Annotated in this window: 14 protein-coding genes and 1 other annotated feature; all 14 genes read right to left on the bottom strand. The window is 43.0% G+C overall.

All coding sequences use genetic code 11. The annotated features are described in order from the left end of the window. Positions 1–48: 48 nt before the first annotated feature. Positions 49–1,320, bottom strand: coding sequence for an ATP-dependent protease ATP-binding subunit ClpX (gene clpX, locus EV213_RS13045; protein WP_133580990.1), 1,272 nt, complete (start codon positions 1,318–1,320; stop codon positions 49–51). A gap of 689 nt (positions 1,321–2,009) precedes the next feature. After that, positions 2,010–3,296, bottom strand: a complete 1,287-nt coding sequence (tig, locus tag EV213_RS13040; RefSeq protein WP_133580989.1) for a trigger factor — start codon at positions 3,294–3,296, stop codon at positions 2,010–2,012. A 168-nt stretch (positions 3,297–3,464) separates the two neighbouring features. Further along, positions 3,465–4,430 carry a hypothetical protein gene (locus tag EV213_RS13035; protein ID WP_133580988.1) on the bottom strand — a complete coding sequence of 322 codons (966 nt, stop codon included), beginning with the start codon at positions 4,428–4,430 and terminating at the stop codon, positions 3,465–3,467. Between the two features lie 450 nt (positions 4,431–4,880). Next, the gene (gene leuD, locus EV213_RS13030) at positions 4,881–5,465 is read right to left on the bottom strand and encodes a 3-isopropylmalate dehydratase small subunit (protein WP_133580987.1); all 585 of its coding nucleotides are present in this window, start codon (positions 5,463–5,465) and stop codon (positions 4,881–4,883) included. A gap of 15 nt (positions 5,466–5,480) precedes the next feature. Continuing rightward, on the bottom strand, positions 5,481–6,890 hold the full coding sequence (gene leuC, locus EV213_RS13025) for a 3-isopropylmalate dehydratase large subunit (RefSeq protein WP_133580986.1): 1,410 nt from the start codon (positions 6,888–6,890) through the stop codon (positions 5,481–5,483). 19 nt (positions 6,891–6,909) lie between these two features. After that, positions 6,910–8,007, bottom strand: a complete 1,098-nt coding sequence (gene leuB / locus EV213_RS13020) for a 3-isopropylmalate dehydrogenase (protein ID WP_133580985.1) — start codon at positions 8,005–8,007, stop codon at positions 6,910–6,912. A 12-nt stretch (positions 8,008–8,019) separates the two neighbouring features. Next, positions 8,020–9,561, bottom strand: a complete 1,542-nt coding sequence (locus EV213_RS13015; protein ID WP_133580984.1) for a 2-isopropylmalate synthase — start codon at positions 9,559–9,561, stop codon at positions 8,020–8,022. A gap of 21 nt (positions 9,562–9,582) precedes the next feature. Continuing rightward, entirely contained in the window at positions 9,583–10,575 is a 993-nt protein-coding gene (gene ilvC, locus EV213_RS13010) for a ketol-acid reductoisomerase (protein ID WP_133580983.1), read from the bottom strand. Positions 10,576–10,595: 20 nt separating this feature from the next. Next, positions 10,596–11,120, bottom strand: a complete 525-nt coding sequence (ilvN, locus tag EV213_RS13005; protein WP_133580982.1) for an acetolactate synthase small subunit — start codon at positions 11,118–11,120, stop codon at positions 10,596–10,598. Continuing rightward, complete coding sequence (ilvB, locus tag EV213_RS13000) at positions 11,117–12,835, bottom strand: acetolactate synthase large subunit (protein WP_133580981.1); 1,719 nt, start codon at positions 12,833–12,835, stop codon at positions 11,117–11,119. The genes ilvN and ilvB overlap by 4 nt, the downstream gene beginning before the upstream one ends. Before the next feature lie 121 nt (positions 12,836–12,956). Continuing rightward, positions 12,957–13,183: a binding site (T-box leader), on the bottom strand. A 21-nt stretch (positions 13,184–13,204) separates the two neighbouring features. Continuing rightward, the gene (gene ilvE / locus EV213_RS12995) at positions 13,205–14,086 is read right to left on the bottom strand and encodes a branched-chain-amino-acid transaminase (RefSeq protein WP_133580980.1); all 882 of its coding nucleotides are present in this window, start codon (positions 14,084–14,086) and stop codon (positions 13,205–13,207) included. Positions 14,087–14,984: 898 nt separating this feature from the next. Next, positions 14,985–16,511 carry a restriction endonuclease subunit S gene (locus EV213_RS12990; protein ID WP_133580979.1) on the bottom strand — a complete coding sequence of 509 codons (1,527 nt, stop codon included), beginning with the start codon at positions 16,509–16,511 and terminating at the stop codon, positions 14,985–14,987. Continuing rightward, complete coding sequence (locus tag EV213_RS12985; protein ID WP_133580978.1) at positions 16,511–17,938, bottom strand: class I SAM-dependent DNA methyltransferase; 1,428 nt, start codon at positions 17,936–17,938, stop codon at positions 16,511–16,513. The genes EV213_RS12990 and EV213_RS12985 overlap by 1 nt, the downstream gene beginning before the upstream one ends. A gap of 79 nt (positions 17,939–18,017) precedes the next feature. Further along, entirely contained in the window at positions 18,018–21,236 is a 3,219-nt protein-coding gene (gene hsdR / locus EV213_RS12980; RefSeq protein ID WP_133580977.1) for a type I restriction-modification system endonuclease, read from the bottom strand. Positions 21,237–21,550: the final 314 nt, after the last annotated feature.

Here is a 21,550-nt window from a genome sequence, read left to right as displayed (position 1 = left end):
TCGACGCGAATTATGGTGCTTTTTTTCTATCATTAACTAGGGAGCCCGTTACGCACTCTCTGGTGACGTTTTCGGCTGATCAACGACAGACCCATCTTCAAGGACAAGTCGTGGGAAATCAATACCTTTAACCGTCTCAGACGACACGATGCATTGCTTTACATCATCGCGCGATGGAAGATCAAACATCACATCAAGCATGAGGCCTTCAATAATGGATCGTAGACCACGAGCTCCTGTTTTGCGCTCAATTGCTTTTTTAGCAATCTCACGAAGTGCATCCTCTTCAAATATAAGCTCCACGTCATCGATCTCCAGCAACTTTTCATATTGCTTGACTAGTGCATTTTTAGGCTTAGACAAAATATCAACCAATGCCTCTTCATCAAGTGGACGCAATGAACCGATAACCGGCAAACGACCGATAAATTCAGGGATGAGACCAAAGCGAAGCAGATCCTCTGGCAACACACTAGCCAACAAGTCGCCTTGGGACATTTCTTCCTTCGCATTATCGGCTCCAAATCCAATAACCTTCTTGCCGAGACGACGTTTGATAATCTGATCGATGCCATCGAAAGCTCCACCACAAACGAACAGAATGTTGGTCGTATCAATTTGGATAAATTCTTGATGTGGGTGTTTACGTCCCCCTTGTGGAGGTACACTCGCCACAGTTCCCTCAAGAATTTTCAAAAGGGCTTGTTGCACGCCTTCCCCAGAAACATCTCGCGTAATTGAAGGATTTTCTGATTTACGTGCCACTTTATCGATTTCGTCAATATAAATAATTCCTTTTTCAGCTTTTTCAACGTCATAATCCGCGGCCTGAATCAGCTTTAAAAGAATATTTTCAACATCTTCACCAACATAGCCAGCTTCAGTTAGAGACGTTGCATCTGCAATCGCAAACGGCACGTTCAAAATACGCGCAAGCGTTTGGGCAAGCAATGTCTTTCCGCTACCCGTAGGTCCCATCAAGACGATATTGGACTTAGAAAGCTCCACATCATCCACTTTACTGTTACTGTTGACGCGCTTATAGTGATTGTATACAGCGACAGACAATGACTTTTTCGCTTCATCCTGTCCAATGACATAGTCATCCAGAATGGCTCTGATCTCCATAGGCTTAGGAACCTCTTTGAATTCCACTTCCTCTTCAGAACCGAGCTCCTCTTCCACGATTTCCGTGCAAAGTTCAATACATTCATCGCAAATATATACGCCAGGACCAGCGACCAATTTTCTCACCTGGTCTTGTGTTTTTCCACAGAAAGAGCATTTCAATTGCCCTTTTTCATCATTAAATTTAAACATAAAACTCTTCACCCCTTGCGTTAGTCTCAAAACATTACGAGAAGGGCAGCGGACATCCTTGTGCATCTTCTGTGATTTCTTAACGACGATATTGCACAAACCACCTTGATCCCATCTTACATCCATGCATAACGTTACGAATCGCGAAGGCTCTGCTCCTTACATTATACTGTATCGTACTGCCTTTTTGACTCAATTGCAATTGTCCAATGCAGACTATTTTACTTACCTAATTCATATGTATGAGATTGTACCATAAGTAAACAGATCTTCAAAACAATTCGCAACGCTGTCATTCAAAGTCATCCAACACCAAAGACAACATGACCTTCCTTATGTTTACTTATGTATTGCCTTTTTATTCTATGTGTAATCCTTTTAATGTGTTAAAAAAAAACGAAAAGCGGAGCGCTGTACGTTCAGAAGCGAAGGTCAGAACATGATTGGGCAGGGAAATGGTTCTTTCATTTCTCTAGCCCAAGCATTTCTGCGCCGCAGCTTCTACAGCGCGCAGCTAGACAACGAAAAGCGCAGGCGAGCGCGTTTTGAAACGGAGGGCAGAACATCACGGGGCGAAGAAATGGTTCTTCACATTTCTCTCGCACCGGGATTTCTGTCCCGCAGTTCTTATGTTTTTTTATTGTAGAAAACAAGGCACAACCAGTGCCTTGTTTTCTAAAAATGAGCTATTAAACTGCTTTGCTGTTTTCTTCTAAGAAGTCAATGGCTTTTCGAACCTTGATGTCGTTCTCCAAAGTTTCAGTTGTGCCGCCAAGCATCGCTTTTAAATTATCAGTAGACGTTTGGTACATTTCTGCCATTTTGTCTAGTTCACTCTGAATCTCTTCTTCCGTCACGTCAAGCTTTTCCTCAGCAGCAATGGCTTCAAGCGTAAGGTTTGTTTTCACGCGTTTTTCAGCGTCTTCCTTCATCTGCTCTTTCAAAGCGTCCTGATCCTGTCCTGAGAATTGGAAGTACATCTCTAAAGTCATTCCTTGCATTTGGAGACGTTGTTCAAATTCTTTCAACATGCGCTCAAGTTCACTTTCAATCATCGCATCTGGAATTGTGATCGTTGAATTGTCTGTCGCCTGTTCAACAAGAGAATCACGCTTCGCATTTTCTGCATCACGTTCTTTTGTTTCTTGCAGACGATTTTTTGTTTTTTCCTTAAGTTCAGCAAGGGACTCAACTTCCTCGTCTACGTCTTTCGCAAATTCGTCGTTGACTTCAGGAAGCTCTTTTGTTTTGATTTCATGTACTTTCACTTTGAAAACAGCTGGTTTACCTGCAAGTTCCTCTGCATGGTACTCCTCAGGGAACGTTACTTCAACGTCAAGCTCTTGACCTGCAGTCGCTCCAATAAGCTTCTCTTCGAAGCCAGGGATAAATGAACCAGAACCGATTTCTAGAGAATAGTTTTCTGCTTTACCGCCATCGAAAGCTTCTTCGTTTACAAAGCCTTCAAAATCCATTGTTACAGTGTCCCCATTTTCAACACTGCCTTCTTCTTTTACAACGAGTTCAGCTTGACGTTCTTGTAGCTGAGTAACTTCAGCCTCTACATCTTCGTCAGTCACTTCAGTAGATTCTTCTTTCACTTCAAGACCTTTATACTCACCAAGCTCTACTTCTGGCTTTACTGTTACTGTCGCAGTAAATACCAATGGCTCGCCTTGTTCGATTTTCTCAATGTCAATTTCAGGACGGTCAACAGGAAAGATGCCTGCTTCTTCAACCGCATTCGCATACGCTTCAGGAAGAACAATATCTACAGCATCCTGATAAAGAGATTCAACTCCAAAGCGTTTTTCAAACATTGAGCGCGGAATACGTCCCTTTCTGAATCCTGGAACCTGAACATTTTTTACTACCTTTTTAAATGCGCCATCAAGGGCTTGGTTAAATGTTTCAGCTTCAACCTCTACTGTTAAAACCCCTTGATTGCCTTCTTTTTTTTCCCACTTCACAGACATGCGTTTCCCTCCAACATCTCGTTTTCTTGCTCATTCGAATACTTAAGATATAGCAAGTTTAAAAGGCACAAAGTTCAATATGTGCCTGATTTCTTCATTCTACAACCACTATAGTATACCATAGATTTAATAGCTTTCAAGCCAACCCACCTAGAACTAAAATGGATTCTATTGAAAGACATTTTCTTCAAATGAACGTAACCTTCGAATGGCCAAGTTCATCAATTCCGTATCGCTTTCATACAACGCTGCAATGGCATTTGCTTGCTCATCAAAGCCACTACGTTCCTGGCCAATATAATGCAACGCTGCCGCCCAAGCCTCAGGCTCTTCAGGGGTCAGCTCATCGGGATATGCATAGAACGCATATTGCTCCCAAAGTTCTCTAAGCTGTTGATAGAGCGTCGGATTCTCAGATTCGACATGAGATTCCATCGATACTAACACACGCCTAAAGAAAGATTGTTCAAAGACATTTGGAAGGTCGACCGGACGAATGACGAGGATGTGTCCGTGCTTCTCGCATCGAATCTCTTTCTTTATTTCCTGTTGCTTTAGAATTTGTAGCAAAGTCGTCTTGAGCAAAGGACTCTTTGTCGAATTTAAGAGAAATGATTCTACGTCTTTCAGATACAGCCTAGCGTCCACATTTTGCAAATAGTCCACATATCGCCAGTCATCATTGTTTTCTTTCAATTGGAAGAAATAAGAAGCATCACCTTCAGGCTCTTTTTTTGAAACGTCAGCATAGTGAACGTATTTCTCAAACAAAGGCACTAATTCTTCGGGAGTATCTTTCGATTGAATCATATTTTTAGCAATTTCTGCCGCTTCTTCTTGTGCATTGCAATGGACCAGAATCCCTAAATACACTTCAATAAGATCAAAACTTCCAGAATGCTGCTCAGTTAATAAATAAAAGCATTGAGACCGTGCTTCTTCATAACGTCCCATTTCCATCAGGGCCATGACTCGAGCAACGCCCGCATCATAAGGCAATCGCTCATCACCAAGCTGATCAAAACATGACAATGCTTGCTCATACTTTTTATTCTTTATGGCTTCAAGAGCCATCTCTGTTAAGCGTTCTTTCAGCTTCGGGAATTCAACAACATTAGACTGTTTGTTTTTCATGTATGTCACCGCTCGGCTCTTTTTTAATGGTAAGTGTATCAAGTTCATTCACTCAATTCAACTCACAACCTGAAATAACGTTTCAAAATATGCATTGGCACATGTCGTGAAAGGTGATCTGATCAATTTTTTGTCACATTGTGTTCAATTCATTTTGCAACTAGCTGAGTGGTTTGAATTTGAGTGAAGCGGTACGTTCAAAAAACGGCTAAAGCGCAGACCATTTATTGAAAGCAAAAACGCAGAAGAGATTCCACGGCATGCATACTCCGAAACACTGGGGCCTTTCTTCATGCAATTACAAGTCTTCTTAACTACGTTTGTGGTAAACACCGAATGATTGTAAAGCTAAAAGAGAAAAAGCAGCCAACCCTCGGATGAGGAATGGACTGCTTTTTTCATACCAAGGATTGAATGTTCAAGGTCGACGTGTTTTCTGCTTTTGTATCGTTATGCTTTTTGTTGTTCAAATGCTTTAATTTGATCTTTGTAACCAAGCGTGACGTCAATTTCATCCCAGCCGTTCATCAACATTTCCTTCCAGTATGCGTCGACTTCAAACGATGCCTTAAAGTCCTGTTTGTCTTGCACTGTCTGGGCGTTTACATCCACTGTCAGTTCATATGAGGCACCTGCCGCACGCGCGAGAAGCAAGTCAATATCTTGCTCACTTAGTCGAATAGGAAGAATACCGTTCTTCAAGCAGTTGTTGTAAAAAATATCAGCAAAGCTTGAAGAGATAATGACATGAAAGCCATAATCCTTTAACGCCCAAGGAGCATGCTCTCGGGAAGATCCACAACCAAAGTTATGGCCAGCAACAAGCAGTGAGGCTCCTTGGTTTTCTGGTTTGTTTAATTCGAAGTCGGGATTTTCTGAGCCATCTTGGCGAAAACGCCAATCATAAAACAGAAATGCACCAAATCCAGTACGTTCAATTCGCTTTAGAAACTGCTTTGGAATAATTTGATCCGTGTCGACATTGACACGATCCATAGGTGCGACCTTACCTGTATGCAAAACTAAACCGCTCATTTTGTCTCCTCCTCGTTAGCTTACTGGCTCTGTTTCCAACGTACGCACGTCACAGAAATGACCTTTGATGGCGGCAGCCGCAGCCATTGCTGGCGAGACAAGATGTGTACGTGCCCCTTTTCCTTGACGGCCTTCAAAATTACGGTTGGAAGTCGAGGCACAACGCTCACCTTCAGGGACAAAATCTGGGTTCATGCTTAAGCACATGCTACAACCGGATTCACGCCATTCAAATCCTGCCGTTAAAAAGACTTGATCCAGTCCTTCTTTTTCTGCCTGTAGTTTCACTTTTTGCGAGCCGGGCACGACCATCGCTCGCACATTTGCAGCGACTGTATGTCCTTTTGCCACTTCCGCAGCTGCACGCAAATCACTAATACGCGAATTCGTACATGAGCCAATAAAGACGTGCTGAATTGGAATATCAGCCATCGGCGTATGAGGGGCGAGACCCATATAAGCCAATGCTTGACGCGCCCCTTTTTTACCTGCTTCAGTTGTCATGGACTCAGGGTCTGGAACAGCTTTATTCACAGAAATACACATGCCGGGATTGGTTCCCCATGTCACCTGTGGCTCAATGTCCTCGGCAGCAATCGTCACTCTGGCATCGTATTCGGCACCTTCATCTGTTGCTAATGCAGACCACTCTTGTGTCGCTTCTTCGAAATTGTCTGGAGAAAAACGACGTCCTCGCAAATAATCAAAGGTTGTTTCGTCAGGACCAATTAATCCAGCCTTTGCTCCTGCCTCGATCGACATGTTGCAAACGGTCATGCGTTCTTCCATGGTCATGTTGCGAATGGCATCACCAGTGAATTCGATCACGTGTCCAGTACCGAAGTCAGCGCCGTATTTGCCGATGATCGCGAGGATAACGTCCTTTGCTGAAATGCCTAAGCCGAGCTTTCCTTCAACATGGACTTGCATCGTTTTTGGCTTTGACTGCCAGATCGTTTGTGTGGCGAGAACGTGCTCTACTTCACTTGTGCCAATGCCAAATGCTAGTGCACCAAATGCCCCGTGTGTTGATGTATGGCTATCTCCACAAACAATCGTTTTCCCTGGAGATGTTAGGCCCAGCTCTGGACCAATGACGTGAACAATCCCCTGATCGGGACTTTCCAGGTCCGCAATTTCAATTCCGAATTGGCGGCAGTTGGCAGACAAGGTTTCCATCTGTTTTTGGGCAATTTCATCAACAACCGTAAAACGATTCACCGTAGGTACGTTGTGATCCATCGTCGCAAAGGTTAAATCGGGACGACGCACGTCGCGATTTTTTAAACGCAAGCCTTCAAAAGCCTGAGGCGACGTCACCTCGTGCACCATATGAAGGTCAATATATAGAAGAGCCGGTTTTCCTTGCTCTTCCGCAACAGTGTGCTTTTCCCAAATCTTCTCAATGATTGTTTTTGCACTCATCTCCGGTTCCCCCTTGCATTTAGCTCTTAGTCTCTGCCAATTCTTGTAGTTGCCGTTTTATTTCCGCAATCACATCTGATGTGCCTACTGGCGCACGGTTCGTTGCTGCTGCAATGTCCTTCGTGCAGACACCCGCTTTTAATGTTTGAAACACTGCTTCCTCCAGCAAAGTGGCTTCCTTTTCCCAACCAAAGGAAACACGAACCATCATTGCTGCTGACAAAATCATTGCCATTGGATTTGCTTCATTTCTCCCTGCAATATCAGGAGCTGAGCCATGCACCGGTTCAAAAAGCCCCGGGCCCGTTTCAGAGAGGCTTGCTGATGGCAGCATGCCCAATGACCCTGTAAGCATAGACGCCTCATCACTAAGAATATCACCAAACAAATTTTCCGTGACAACGACATCAAATTGAGCTGGTGTCCGGATCAGTTGCATCGCCGCATTGTCGACAAGCATATGTTCAAGCGTGACATCTGGATAGTCGCCGGCAATTTCCTCGGCAATCTCTCTCCACAGTTTACTGGATTCAAGCACGTTCGCTTTATCGACTGATACCACTCGCTTTTTACGGATCTGTGCCAATTCGAATCCTTTTCGAAGGATGCGTTCAATCTCAGACCTTGTGTAAAAGAGTGTATCGACCACTGCATCCTCGCCTGCCACCTGTCGGCGTTCGCTTGGTTCGCCAAAATACAGGCCGCCAGTAAGCTCACGGACAATGAGCAAATCGACATCACGAACGACTTCTTCCTTTAAAGTAGATGAAGACAAAAGAGCGGGAATGGCTTTCACTGGACGTAAGTTGGCAAACAAACCCAACGCCTTACGAATACCAAGTAACCCTTTTTCCGGACGGAGATGAGACGGATTACGGTCCCACTTTGGCCCACCTACAGCACCAAGAAGGACAGCATCGCTTGATTGGCAAAGCGTTACCGTAGCTTCAGGAAGCGGATCTCCCGTCTCATCGATTGCATGGCCGCCTATCAGTCCATACTCGAACGTCATGGAGCGATCAAATAGTGATGAAAATGTATGAAGAATGTCTACTGTACCTTCTGTGATTTCCTGGCCAATTCCGTCACCAGGAAGAACAGCAATTTTTTTAGTCAACTTAACGGCCTCCTACGCTTTCTGAGCTTCTTCTTGAGCAAGACGTGTTCGTACGAGTCCACGATTTACTGCGGAAATATACGCTTTTGCTGACGCTTCAAGTACATCTTGTGAAACGGAGCGTCCAGACACCCGATGGTTTTGCACATCGACTGTGACGTATACCTCTGCAAGTGCATCTCTACCGCCACCAACCGATTGAATTCGATAATCATAAAGCGCAATAGGTACATCGAGCATCGTTTCAATTGTATTGTAAATGGCCTCAACACTCCCAGCCCCTGTGCTTGCCTGACACTGTTCGGTGCCATCAGGATGAGTTAATGTAATGGTCGCTGTTTGCACATCATTTGTTCCATAGTTTACTTGTATACTTTTCAGTTCATAGACAGATGTCTCTTTGCCTAGCTTATTGTCTGTCACAAGTGCGATGATATCATCGTCTGTGACTTCTTTTTTTGTATCACAAAGACTTTTGAATGCTGTAAATAACGTCTGCATCTCTTCATCATTGATTGAAAATCCAAGCTTCTGCAAATGCGTTTTAAAGGCATGACGTCCAGAAAGCTTGCCTAGCACATATGGGTCCGCTGTTACGCCTACCAACTCTGGGGAAATGATCTCATACGTTTGTTTGTTTTTCAGCATACCGTCCTGATGAATCCCCGACTCATGCGCAAAGGCATTTCGTCCGACAACGGCTTTGTTCGCCGGTATTTGCATTCCCGTAAGCTTGCTCACAAGATCACTTGTGCGCTTCGTTTCTGCTAAAACCAACTCTGTGCCGCACTGATAATAGTCTTTTCGCACGTGTAAAGCGACAGCAAATTCCTCTAGTGACGCATTGCCTGCCCGTTCACCGATACCGTTGATAGTGCCTTCCACTTGTCGCGCCCCATGCTCCACACCAGCCAAAGAGTTGGCGACAGCCATTCCAAGGTCATCGTGGCAATGGGTTGAAAGGATGACATTTTCAATATTCGGAACATTGGTCTTTAGATAGCGAAACACCTCTCCGTACTCTTTAGGTGTAATAAAGCCAACCGTATCTGGAATATTGATTACTGAGGCTCCTGCACGAATTACTTTTTCAACAATCTTTGCAAGAAACGGAAGCTCTGTCCGACATGCATCTTCTGCGGACCATTGAATATGTGGAAAGAACTTTGCAGCATATTGTACAGATTCCACAGCACGTTCAATTACTTGATCCTCTGTCATTTTCAGCTTGCTCGCCATGTGAATCGGTGAGGTTGCAAGAAACAGATGGATGCGGGGTTCGGCTCCCCCTTGGAGAGCCTCCCACGCCACATCAATATCTGATTGCTTACAACGGGACAAACCGGTCACAGAACAACCACGCACATGATTTGAGATTTCCTTGACGGATTCAAAATCTCCTTTTGAGGAAGCGGGGAAACCCGCTTCCATAATGTCGATGTTAAATCGCTCGAGTTGCTTAGCGATTTGAAACTTCTCGGATTTATTTAAATTCACGCCAGGGGACTGCTCGCCATCACGCAATGTTGTATCAAAAATTTGGATTTTCTGCACCTTCATCCCATCCTTTGCCTATTACTTTGCGTTCACAAACGGCATCATTTTACGTAGGTCACGGCCCACTTTTTCAATTAGATGCTCACTTTCATTCGCATTGATTGCTGTAAATTCAGGACGGTTTGCTTGGTTTTCAAGAATCCATCCTTTAGCAAACGTACCATTTTGGATGTCTGTAAGAACATCTTTCATGCGCTCTTTTGCGCCTGCATCCACGACACGTGGGCCAGAGACGAAATCTCCCCATTGCGCAGTATCAGAAATTGAATAACGCATGCCTTCAAGACCGCCTTCATACATTAGGTCTACAATGAGTTTTAGCTCATGCAAGCACTCAAAGTAAGCAACCTCTGGCTGGTATCCAGCTTCTACGAGCGTTTCAAAGCCTGCTTTGACGAGGGAAGATAAACCGCCACAAAGAACGGCTTGCTCACCGAAAAGATCCGTTTCCGTTTCTTCTTTAAATGTTGTTTCAAGCACACCAGCTCTAGCGCCACCAACACCTTTTGCATAGGCAAGGGCGATGTCTTTTGCATTGCCTGTAACGTCTTGGAAGATACCAAATAGTGCTGGTACACCAGCGCCTTCAGTAAATGTACGACGCACAAGATGTCCTGGGCCTTTAGGCGCTACGAGGAATACGTCAACGTTTGCTGGAGGAACGATTTGGTTGAAATGAATGTTAAAGCCGTGAGCGAAAACAAGGGAATTGCCCTCTTTAAGACCAGGCTCAATTTCTTCTTTATACACTTTCGGTTGACTCTCATCAGGAAGCAAGATCATGATGATGTCTGCTTGCTCTGCAGCTTCGCGTACAGTCGTTACTTCAAGACCGTCCTCTTTAGCCTTTTCTTGTGATTTCCCTGGACGAATTCCTACGACAACATCAATACCGCTTTCTTTTAGGTTCAACGCATGCGCGTGACCTTGTGATCCGTACCCGATAATGGCTACTTTTTTCCCCTGAATTGCTGCATCATTTACGTCTCCGTTGTAATAAACCTTTGCCATCTCTTGCCAACTCCCTTGGATTATTTAATGAGTGTATAGTGTTTTATATCTGTAACCGCTTTTTGCTTGGTTCCTCTCGTAAAGGCTGTCAGACCTGTTCTTGCCAGCTCCTTAATGCCATAAGGGCTAAGCAAGTCAATGAGTGCCTCGACTTTCTCTGATTCTCCAGTGACCTGAACAACAAGACTTTCCTTGCTGACGTCAATCACTGAAGCTCTGAACGGATCGAGAATTCCATTAATTTCAGAACGTGTCTGCGCATTCGCCAAAACTTTGATTAGAACAAGCTCACGGGCCACATACGATTGTGATGTGATGTCGTTCACCTTCAGAACATCAATTTGTTTGTTAAGCTGTTTAATGAGCTGTTCGATTTTGTTGTCGTCATCCACTTGCACGACAAACGTCATTCTTGAAATGCCAGGCACTTCAGAGTGACCTACCGTAATGCTCTCAATATTGAATTGGCGTTTTGTAAACAACCCTGTAATACGGTTCAATACGCCGGCACGATTGTTGACTGTTGCTGTGACAATTCTCTTCATGGCTTAATCCCCACCATTTCGTGAATTCCTTTGCCTGTAGCGACCATCGGGTACACATTTTCTTCCTGAGCGACACGAACATCAATCAATGCCGGGCCAGGATGAGCCAACGCTTCTTCAAGCGCTTTTCTCGTTTCCTCTTCTGTTTCCGTTTTCCAGCCCCGAATTGAATACGCTTCGGCAAGTTTTACAAAGTCAGGCTGCACCGGAATTTTAGAATGAGAGTAACGCTCTTCATAAAACAGCTGCTGCCACTGTCGAACCATTCCTAGAGATTTGTTGTTCAGGATGACGACTTTTACAGGTAAGTTCAACTCTTGTAAAACAGACAGTTCCTGAAGTGTCATCTGGAATCCGCCATCGCCGGTAACTGCAACTACAGTGGACTGAGGCTCAGCAAGCTGTGCACCAATCGCTGCTGGGAAGCCGAAGCCCATCGTGCCAAGACCTCCTGAGGTTACCCAACGATTTGGGCTGTTCAGCTTGTAATATTGCGCTGCCCACATTTGGTGCTGTCCCACATCTGTCGTAACGATTGCTTCTCCATTGGTCGTCTGATGAATGAGTTCAATGAGCTTTTGTGGCTTTAACTCGTCGCCATCCTCAAGATACGCAAGTGGATACTCCGTTTTCCAGCCATTCAACCGTTCATGCCATTCCGTAAAATCGCCAACGGCATTTGTCGTTTGGTTCAAGATTTGCAAGGCTTCCTTCGCATCCCCTACGACGGGAATTTGCGTTGGTACATTCTTTCCGATTTCTGCCGGGTCAATATCGATATGAGCGACCTTGGCGTTTGGTGCAAAATGCTTCAAGTTGCCAGTGACGCGATCGTCAAAGCGCGCCCCGATATTAATTAAAAGATCCGCCTCATAAATCGCCATGTTAGCGGCATAGGTGCCATGCATGCCGCACATGCCAAGGAATAGCTCGTGATCTGCCGGGAATGCACCTAGGCCAAGCAACGTATGGGCCAATGGCAAGTTCTGCGTCGCGGCAAATGTTCTGAGTTCCTCATGACCGTGAGCATGAAGGACACCAGCTCCTGCCAAAATGACAGGTTTTTTCGCTTCCGCAATTGCGTCGAGCACTTTGCGAATTTGCATATGATTCGGCTTCACGGTTGGCTGATATCCTGGAAGCTGTAGCTCTTGAGAATAGTCAAACATGCCTTCAGCCCCAGCAATGTCTTTCGGGATATCAATCAATACAGGCCCCGGACGTCCAGTCGTCGCAATATGAAATGCTTCTTTCATCATCTGCGGCAATTCTCTGACATCCTGCACTTGATAGCTGTGCTTTGTGATCGGCATCGTAATGCCCATCACGTCAGCCTCTTGAAACGCATCAGAGCCAATCACGCCTGAAGCTACCTGTCCAGTAATGACAATGAGCGGCAATGAATCCATCATTGCATCTGTCAATCCAGTCACAATGTTGGTCGCTCCTGGACCTGACGTGGCAATGACAACACCAGGTTTACCAGATACGCGAGCATAGCCTTCAGCTGCATGGATGCTTCCTTGCTCATGGCGTGTCAAAATGTGTCGCATGCCCGAATCATACAATTTGTCGTAGATGGGAAGCACCGCGCCGCCAGGGTATCCAAAAATCAGTTCTACATTTTCTTCTCTCAATGCTTGAATGAGCATGTCTGCACCATTCATTATTTTTTTGACTGGCTCATTCTTTTCAGCAGTCAATTTTGCATTCATCTGACGCCCTCCTCTTAGGTTTGGTATAAAGAACGATGGGGTTGCCATCGGTTTGCATCGTATGTGTCTTGCAAGAGAAAAGAAAAAAACCTTCTCACCCCCTGCGACACGTGTCATGTCAGCAAGGGGCGAAAAGGTTTTTCTTTCCGCGGTACCACCCTTATTCGCGCACTGTAACATGCGCCTTATGGCTTTCGCCTAGTTGGTAACGGGTATTCCATCCCGGTTCTGCCTAGTTGAGCAGAACACTCAAAGGTGAGTTCACAGGGCCTAGTCACCAACTCTCAGCTTACGTTGGTTCTCTGTAGAATAGGCTTATCTGTTACTACTCCTTCTCACTGCTTTTGCTTTATATGGTTAAACTTGATTTCATTTTATATAGAGATGACCGTCTGTACGAACCTTCTCTCTAAATATACGCAATAAGTCTTTTGTGTATGCACCAGGTGTCCCATCACCAATGACTCGACCATCAACTTTTACAACGGCGATGACTTCAGCGGCGGTTCCAGTGAGAAACACTTCATCAGCGACATAAACATCATGCCTTGTGAATGGTTCTTCCTTGACCTGATACCCAGCGTCCTGCGCATATTGGATGAGCGCATCACGTGTAATGCCTTCCAGTGCACCTAAATACCCTGGTGGTGTGACGAGTTCGCCTTTTTGGACAATAAAGATGTTGTCCGCTGATGCTTCTGCGACATACCCTTGATCATTAAGCATCAAAGCTTCACCAGCGTTAGCCAAGTTGGCTTCGATCTTAACAAGCACGTTGTTCAAGTAGTTTAACGATTTTACTTTTGGACTAAGCACATCCGGTCGATTTCTCCGACTGGCCACTGTCACAATTTCAAGACCGTTTTCGTAAAGCTCTTTTGGATACAATGCAAGCTGTTGCGCAATGACGATCACTTGAGGCTGGCTGCATTTGAATGGATCAATGCCTAAATCACCAACGCCTCTTGAGACGACCACGCGAATGTATCCGTCTTTTAGTTCGTTTTTCAAAAGAGTGTCTGTAATAATCTTGGTCATTTCTTCGTGTGAGTAAGGCACCTCTAGCATGATCGAGCGAGCTGAGCGATACAATCGATCTAAATGTTCATCCAATCGAAAGATATTGCCGTGATACGCGCGAATGCCTTCAAAAACGCCGTCCCCATATAAGAAGCCATGATCAAAAACAGAGATTTTCGCTTGCTCTTTTGGAACGAGCTGGTCATGGATAAAGACCCATTGTTCTGCCATAACCATCACTCTCCTGACATTTGCTTTAGTCTATGATGTATATTTTGCTTTGTTGTGGACTATCTTACGCCCTAAACGATGTTCAGTCAACCTCATTTTTCTGATTCTTCACTTGTTTTTTTTCAGGGCATTTCATGAATTCGCTTACAACGTTGTTGTTAGAAGGTTTGACATGGGTATGGGTTAGAGAATATTTTTAGTTGGAAGAGATTTCGCGAGGGGTTTAGTGGTAGTGTAATGGAAGGAATAGGGTGGGATTTTCTTTTTCGCAAACGAACTACGAGCTCCGGGTCATAAAAGAAGTTTTAGAATTGTAAAGTGCCTTTCATCCTATTTAGTTTGGTGACGGTTGAGAATGAAGTCACTTTATTCTTCTTTTACAATAAACCAAATGCGGCTAATAGGGAGACTCCTTGTGTAAAGAATAAACGACGAGGTCCTTTCGAGTCGATGTTGCACTTATCCCTTTAGGTTAAATGAAATGAGGGCTGCTTCGTCAAAATACTTCGCTTTCCGCGGGCACGGTTTCAGCTTCCTCGGAAAGCTAGAGCTTTCCTGCGGGATCTTCAGCTCGCGCTGTTCCCGCAGGAGTCTACGTATGTTGACTACGCTGGCGTTTTATCTTTTCGTAAAGTGTGGTTATATTTCTTGTCTCGTTTGAATTTGGAAATGGAAAAGTGAGTTGAGATGTATGCATCAAAATTCAACACAAGTAAGTAAATCGTTTCAGGCAGAAGGATTTCAACGAGTGCCCGAAGCGCATCATCTACTTCGCCATCGAGGAGGCGCAGTAGAAGCCTAGCGACCAAAAAATCACGACGAGGTCCTCACGAGTCGATGTAACGCTTATGCCCTTTATGGTGAAAGCGACCGCATGGTAGCTTTCATATAGATGATCCTATTTTTCGTTTTGTTGAAGTACTTCCTTAAGCAATTCAATCGCGTTCTCTTCTAATGGGTCATTTGTTCCAAGTTCCCCTTTGAAGGCTTTGGAGAGGATGGATTGTTTAATATCATTAAGAATGGAATTAACAGTACTATAATGCTCGGCTTTGATTTCTTTTTCAAATAGCAATTCAATAACTCTCACTATTTCTCTTTGTTCTTTTAAGGAAGGTAAAGGAATAATAATTTGATTTACGATACTTGTATTTAAGTTCGGTTGTGCAGCACCCACTTTAAGACTTCTTAATTTTTTTGTTTGAGTTTGCAGAAAGTAATATAAATAATCTTTACTGACATTTGTTAGTTCAATAAATGCAACAGAACCGTCATTTATACAACCAGAAATTTTTAAGATTTTAGGTACACCAAGAGTTGCGCCACTATTTGTTAAGACTAGAGTTTCTTCTTGTATATGTCTACTTTTCTTTGCTCCTTCTTCAGTTAGATAAGCAGATACATGTTCTAGATATATTCCTTCATCTTTAGTAATCTCTGCAACAGTAATCCAAGGTATATTACCCCCAAAATATTTCGGGTCGCCTGCCGGACGGGGAGAGGCTCCTCTTACAATTTCAGAGATATTCCCTAGATAACTAAACTTCCATTCTTCTGGTATTACAGGGAGAGAATTGAGTTCTTCATCTTTCACCTCTCCAAAATACACTGGTTTATTGTATCTCGCTTTTTTCTTACCTTTCGTTACAAGACTACATTCTTTTTCAAATTTTTCCAATCTAACATTTTGAATGTTTACTAAATCAACTACTTCATATAAATTCGCAAGTTTCTTTTCATCTCGCCACTCCCACGTCAACTCCCCACGAAAAGCTTTATCAAGAATAGCAGCCCTCCGAAGTTCAAAAGATTCTTTGACTTCTTCGATCAATTGCTTTGCTTCTTCAATTTTGGTTAAAAGCCGCTCGACCTTTTCGGCAATTCGTTTTTGCTCGTTGAGTGATGGGAGCGGGACAGACATCTTCTCGAAATCAGTACTTTTTACCGATGGTGAGTTGTCACCTCTTGTATTATCAATGAGATATTTTGTCGCTAAAGGAGAGCAGAGGTAGTAATAAAGATAATCTGAAAGTATACCTTTTTTCACCGAACATACATAAAAGGCAGTTGAAGCTATTAAGTTTTTGTTATCGATTTTTATTTTTGCTATATTTCTTAAGTAAGGTCTAACTAGAGAAATAACAATATCATCTTTTTTTACTTTTCTTCTTGCTCTACTTGGTGCTTCACTCGATTTTATTTCTTTAGGGCTTCTTACTTCTTGGCATTTATTATCTATCGCTTCTACATCAATATAACAAAAATAGGCTTCATTGAAATTATTCGGGTTAACAGATATCATTTTATTTAGAATATGTTTATTGCTTGTCCAAACCCAATTGTCCGGAACTCTATAAGATTGCTCTTCCTCCGGCACCAGTGCCTCTTCAAACAACTCATCTATTGTTTTATTTTTCTTCACCATTAGTTCTTCACCTTATCTTCTTCTGTTTCCTTCAGTTCTTCAACAACTTCACCTAATAAATCCATGGCTTTTTGGAGCTTGGCGATGGCTTCTTCGGCGGATTCGATTGGGTCTGGTAGGTTGTCGTAGGAGGATAAGGTTTCGTCGGCAATTAAGCCAATGTCTAGGCTGTCGTTCTTTTTGGCAATGGTTTCACGACTGAAGTTGTGCCAGCGTTCGTCCTGAATCTCTTCGCGTTTTTCGGCAATGTACGCTTTCATGAAGTCTTCAAAATGTGCCATTGTGAGCTGATTGCGCTTTCCAAAGGACGGCATATTGGTCCGCATATCGTAGACCCAGACGTCTTTTGTATTGCCTTTGTCCGTTTTTTCGCGCGTGAAAAACAAGACGTTTGTTTTGACTCCTTGGGCATAGAAAATTCCGGTTGGTAAACGCAGAATTGTATGTAGGTTACACTTGTCCATTAGATCGCGACGGATTTGAGCTCCCACGCCACTTTCAAATAAAACGTTATCTGGCAGGACGACTGCTGCACGTGCTTCCCCGTTGTCTTTTAAGGCGTTATAAATAACCTGCAAAAAATTTAATTGTTTATTCGCTGTTTCAAACGTCAAATCATCACGTGATACACGTTCTCCCCCTTTTTTTGTTCCAAACGGGGGATTCGTTAAGATGACATCATAATTTTTCATCCATTTGCCGTTGCTTGAGAGCGAATCCCCATTCTCCAAAGGGCCTTCAATATCATGTAGCAACGCGTTCATCATTGCCAAACGGTGTGTTCCTTTGACCAGCTCCATTCCACTAAAAGCCTCTTCCTTTTGAAATTTGACCGTTTGAGGGTCGATATCAAAATAGTCATCTGTTTTGTTTTTCAAGTATTGGTCTGCCGCAATCATAAAGCCATAGGTTCCGGCGGCTGGGTCATTGCATCGCTCTTTAATTTTCGGATCAACAAGTTGAACCATGACATCAACCAAAACTCGAGGAGTAAAGTACTGCCCTGCCCCCGATTTCGTTTCACTTGCATTTTTTTCGAGAAGGCCTTCGTACAGGTTTCCGAGACCTTCTTCTTTTGCGTTGTACCAATCCAGGCCATCAATTGACTTGATGATCTTCTCAAGGTTCTTAGGCTCAGTGATACTTGTGGAAGCATCGCTATAGATTAAGCGTAAACGTTCATGTTCGTTTTTTCCTAATGTAAGCAAAAGCTCCTGATAGAAATCCTTAAGCTCCATGCCTTCTTTTTTAACTAAGTTATCCCAACGGTAACCATCAGGAATAACCTCTTCTCGCTCTTGCTCTTTCATCATTTTTAAAAACAGTAAGTACGTTAATTCTGTTACATATTGCTGGTATGTAATGCCATCATCACGCAGTACGTTGCACAAATTCCAAAGCTTTTGAATGATTTCCTGATTGTTCATGTTGTCCCCCAAAGTTCTTGTATGATTTTACTTTACTAGTATAGCGCAAAAAAAGCCTCAGAATTAGAGGCGATTTTTGTTATGAACTTGCTGATGCATACAATTGATCATTGATCGTTTCGACAACTGCATCAATATGATCTCCAAAATCTCTTCTTAATTGCTTGTAACCACCCTGACTGACAAATGGTTCTTCGGTAAAAGCATCCTCTGAATTAGGTGCAAGCACAGGGAATTGTAACAGTTGTTTTTCGATTCTGTCCAACCATTTTTTCTGCCTTGGTGTCCATTCATGAAGCGAATGTACCTTTTGCATAGCACGTTTGATTCGTGTTTCATGGTCAACCAGCGCTTCCCCTAACGCGGCTTGACGAATAAAACTGATGATATCTGCAGCGATATCTTCATTTTTAGATTGTTTCCAGGCAGTTTGCAAGTGGGATTGCTTGAAATTTTTCGTTTCAAGAACCGCCATTAGTTCCCGCAAATCTTTTTTTGTTAAATCACGTGGCCGCGTGCAAACCAACTGCAAGGCTGGTATTTCGTTGAGATTTTCGTTAATAAACTTCGTAAACCCATTGAGATAGTCTTCAGGTCTGTGGTTTGCTTCACCATATCCTCTTTCAACCGCAGTAACGGCATCGTCTAAATACGATATAAAACGTTTATCGCCTTTCGTACGATAGACCTCCAAATACTCGAAAAGAATATCATGTTGCTTAACCTCAGATGGGGTGTAATATTGGATTTCCTTTACCCACTCATCAATAGACTTGTCATTGGCGAGCTCAGAAAATTTTTCCTTGGCTTCAGTGTCCATTCCCTGCTTTTTACGCTGCAGCTTAGCAGTCAGTTGTTCTCTAAAATAGTTCGTTTCCTTCTCTGTCTTAGCTTGTGAGAACCCATCCACTAACTCACGAATTGTCATTGATTGTTGCTTTACAACAGGCTTCATTTCGGTATACTTTTGCAATTTGTTGTAAATGCCCACAGCATCATAAATATTAAAATGGCTCTTGCCAATCTCAGGATATAAGCGAGTAGCACGTCCTAGCATTTGATCATACAAAATTCTTGATTGAACTCGGCGCATGAATACGATATTTGTAATCGCGGGAACATCGATTCCAGTAGTCAACAAGTCCACTGTTACAACAACGTTTGGTAGTCGTTCGTTTTTAAATCGTTTTATCGCGTCCAAAGGTTTGTAAATAGAGCCTGTAATTTTCGTAATAGCGTCGTCTTCAATGTCGTCTCCGCGCGCTTGATAAGCCTCTTTTAATAAACGCACGATGAGATCGGCATGCTGATCAGTGGCCGCAAAGATAAGCGTTTTTTCTTTACTAGAAGGGTCTATATAATCAACCAACGTATTTAAAATCACTCTGTTAAAGGGTTCTGTGATGACCTTTTTGTTGAATTGGTCTACGTCGAAGTGCACAGTATCTTCTAATTTCTCCAACACCACCTCCTTTGTTGCATCATCGTAGACTTCGACTTCCTGGTCTTTTTCAAAGGAGATTCCTGCTTCGGATAGCTCTGTTTTAAACAGATATGGCGGCTCATGGTCCACTAGAAACCCCTCTATAACAGCTTCGGTATATGAATATTTAAAGATGGGCATCCCAAAAATATCCGTTGTATGCAACGCAGGTGTTGCCGTTAAAGCTAGACATGCGGCATCAAAATAATCGATCACACGTCGATATTGACTCACATAATCGTCTTGGTTTCTAAATTCCATTTCTTCATCTGACATCTCCCGGTCGCTTGTATAGCCTCGGTGTGCTTCATCAACGATAATGAAGTCATACTGACCTACAGTAGGAATTGTTTTATCATCTGAACTATAAAACAATCGGCGAACCATGCCTTGAACGGTTGTAATATGGACTTTCGTTACTAGCTCTGGAGCCATATCTTCCAGGGACTTCACATCGAAAATGTCTGAAAATGATAGACCGTCAACTTTTGTATCCTTTATTGCATCCTCTGTCTGTTTACCTAGTGAATTCCGATCCACGAGGAATAAGATTCGACGTGCCTTTTTGGTATTAATTAACCGATACATGAGCGCAATTGCTGTTCGTGTCTTTCCTGTACCTGTAGCCATAGCGAGAAGCATTTTTCGTTTTCCATCTGAATATGCTTCCTCGACAGTGAATACCGCTTTTCGCTGATATGGTCTAAGAGCAAATTTCGTAATGTCTTCTTTTTTTAGTTTTTCATCTGCTTCTTGATCATTTTGCTTTAGCAAACTCTTTAAGTCACTTGGAGAATGCCACCCTTCCAATGCATAAGCATGCACTTTCGGTTTTCTAGAATCCCAAAACCAAATGCCTGACTCTTCCTTCACCTGCTTCAAATAACGTCTTCCATTTGTCGCATAGAGAAAAGGAACAAGATAATCCCCTGACGTCGGTTCAATCTCCTCATTCGCCAATTGTTTCACCTTTTTAGCGTACACTTTCGTTTGACTATCCAGCGCACTAGGGATCGTTTTATGTTCCGCTTTCGCCTCAATAAGTCCAACGAGTTTCAACCCAATAAAGAGGGCATAATCCACACGTCCACCTTTCACTTTCCATTCGGCAATAGCCATGTTTCTGTTCTTTTCAGGCAAGGTTCCGCAATTATAATGATTTAAAGACGAAGTGTTTGCTTCCCATCCAGCTACGCGCAGCTTTTCATCAATAATTGATCGCGTTTCTGCTTCTGTTAGTTTTGTTCGTTGTACAAATTGCGCCGACAGACGTTTTCGCTTTGCTCTTGTTTCTTCCTGCTCGGCTTCAGCTTGAAAACGTGCCTTTTCTAATTCACGTTCTAATTTCTTTACTTCTTCGTTATGTTCTTTTTGAAGCTGATCTAAATCAATTATATCTTCCTTTACAGGCGCTTGAAACGAATGGTCGGCAAAATTCCATTCTCCATACACCTCCATAAACCAAACAGACAACCGGAAGGCAAGCTGCAACAAAGCCATCGCCTCAACAGTCTCCACATCGTCAGCATTATGTACAGCGTTATTCCCCTTTTTCCTTATCATATGAAAAATATCAACCAACTCTGGTTCAAGCAATCCTTCTTTTTTGAGCAAATGAATTCGATCAATTTGCGACGCACCTTTTTTTTCAATAAGGTTTTCCGATGCAAAAATAATCTGTGCCAATGTTTCTGCAAACAAGCGTAATTTCATGATCGTTGTATGGGGGTCATGGTAAACATTTTTCTCAGCGGTTTCGCCTAAATTCGCAAGCACCTTCCACTTTTTACGTAAGAATGAAAAATTGCTGCTCATCGTCTCACCATTTTCTATAAAAAGTTAATATAGGGAGATTATACTACATCTTTATATTTCATGAAACGACGTAGATAAGATTAATATCTATCCACAGTTAAAACGCCACCTTTAGAAATAACAAGTGGCGTTTTTCGTATATATTTGAGTTCAATTGAATCAATTTCATAATGCGTCTTTTTAAAAAATCATAGAAGAACAGAAAACCAATGATGCTTTAAAAAACGAATGAAACCAATGATTATGCAGCGATGGATTGGTTCTTTTTGAGCCGATCAATGGCTAATTTTGATGCGTTGTAGGCTAAGTGAACG

The sequence above is a fragment of the Aureibacillus halotolerans genome (assembly GCF_004363045.1).
GTDB classification, from domain to species: domain Bacteria; phylum Bacillota; class Bacilli; order Bacillales; family DSM-28697; genus Aureibacillus; species Aureibacillus halotolerans.
The sequence above is the reverse complement of the archived record's forward strand: the minus strand, read 5'-3'. Positions and strand labels throughout refer to the sequence as shown.

Coding starts and splice junctions, on each gene's coding strand:
- clpX (WP_133580990.1), bottom strand. CDS start 1,320: ATGTTTAAATTTAATGATGAAAAAGGGCAATTGAAATGCTCTTTCTGT.
- tig (WP_133580989.1), bottom strand. CDS start 3,296: ATGTCTGTGAAGTGGGAAAAAAAAGAAGGCAATCAAGGGGTTTTAACA.
- EV213_RS13035 (WP_133580988.1), bottom strand. CDS start 4,430: ATGAAAAACAAACAGTCTAATGTTGTTGAATTCCCGAAGCTGAAAGAA.
- leuD (WP_133580987.1), bottom strand. CDS start 5,465: ATGAGCGGTTTAGTTTTGCATACAGGTAAGGTCGCACCTATGGATCGT.
- leuC (WP_133580986.1), bottom strand. CDS start 6,890: ATGAGTGCAAAAACAATCATTGAGAAGATTTGGGAAAAGCACACTGTT.
- ilvC (WP_133580983.1), bottom strand. CDS start 10,575: ATGGCAAAGGTTTATTACAACGGAGACGTAAATGATGCAGCAATTCAG.
- ilvN (WP_133580982.1), bottom strand. CDS start 11,120: ATGAAGAGAATTGTCACAGCAACAGTCAACAATCGTGCCGGCGTATTG.
- ilvB (WP_133580981.1), bottom strand. CDS start 12,835: ATGAATGCAAAATTGACTGCTGAAAAGAATGAGCCAGTCAAAAAAATA.
- ilvE (WP_133580980.1), bottom strand. CDS start 14,086: ATGGCAGAACAATGGGTCTTTATCCATGACCAGCTCGTTCCAAAAGAG.
- EV213_RS12990 (WP_133580979.1), bottom strand. CDS start 16,511: ATGGTGAAGAAAAATAAAACAATAGATGAGTTGTTTGAAGAGGCACTG.
- EV213_RS12985 (WP_133580978.1), bottom strand. CDS start 17,938: ATGAACAATCAGGAAATCATTCAAAAGCTTTGGAATTTGTGCAACGTA.
- hsdR (WP_133580977.1), bottom strand. CDS start 21,236: ATGAGCAGCAATTTTTCATTCTTACGTAAAAAGTGGAAGGTGCTTGCG.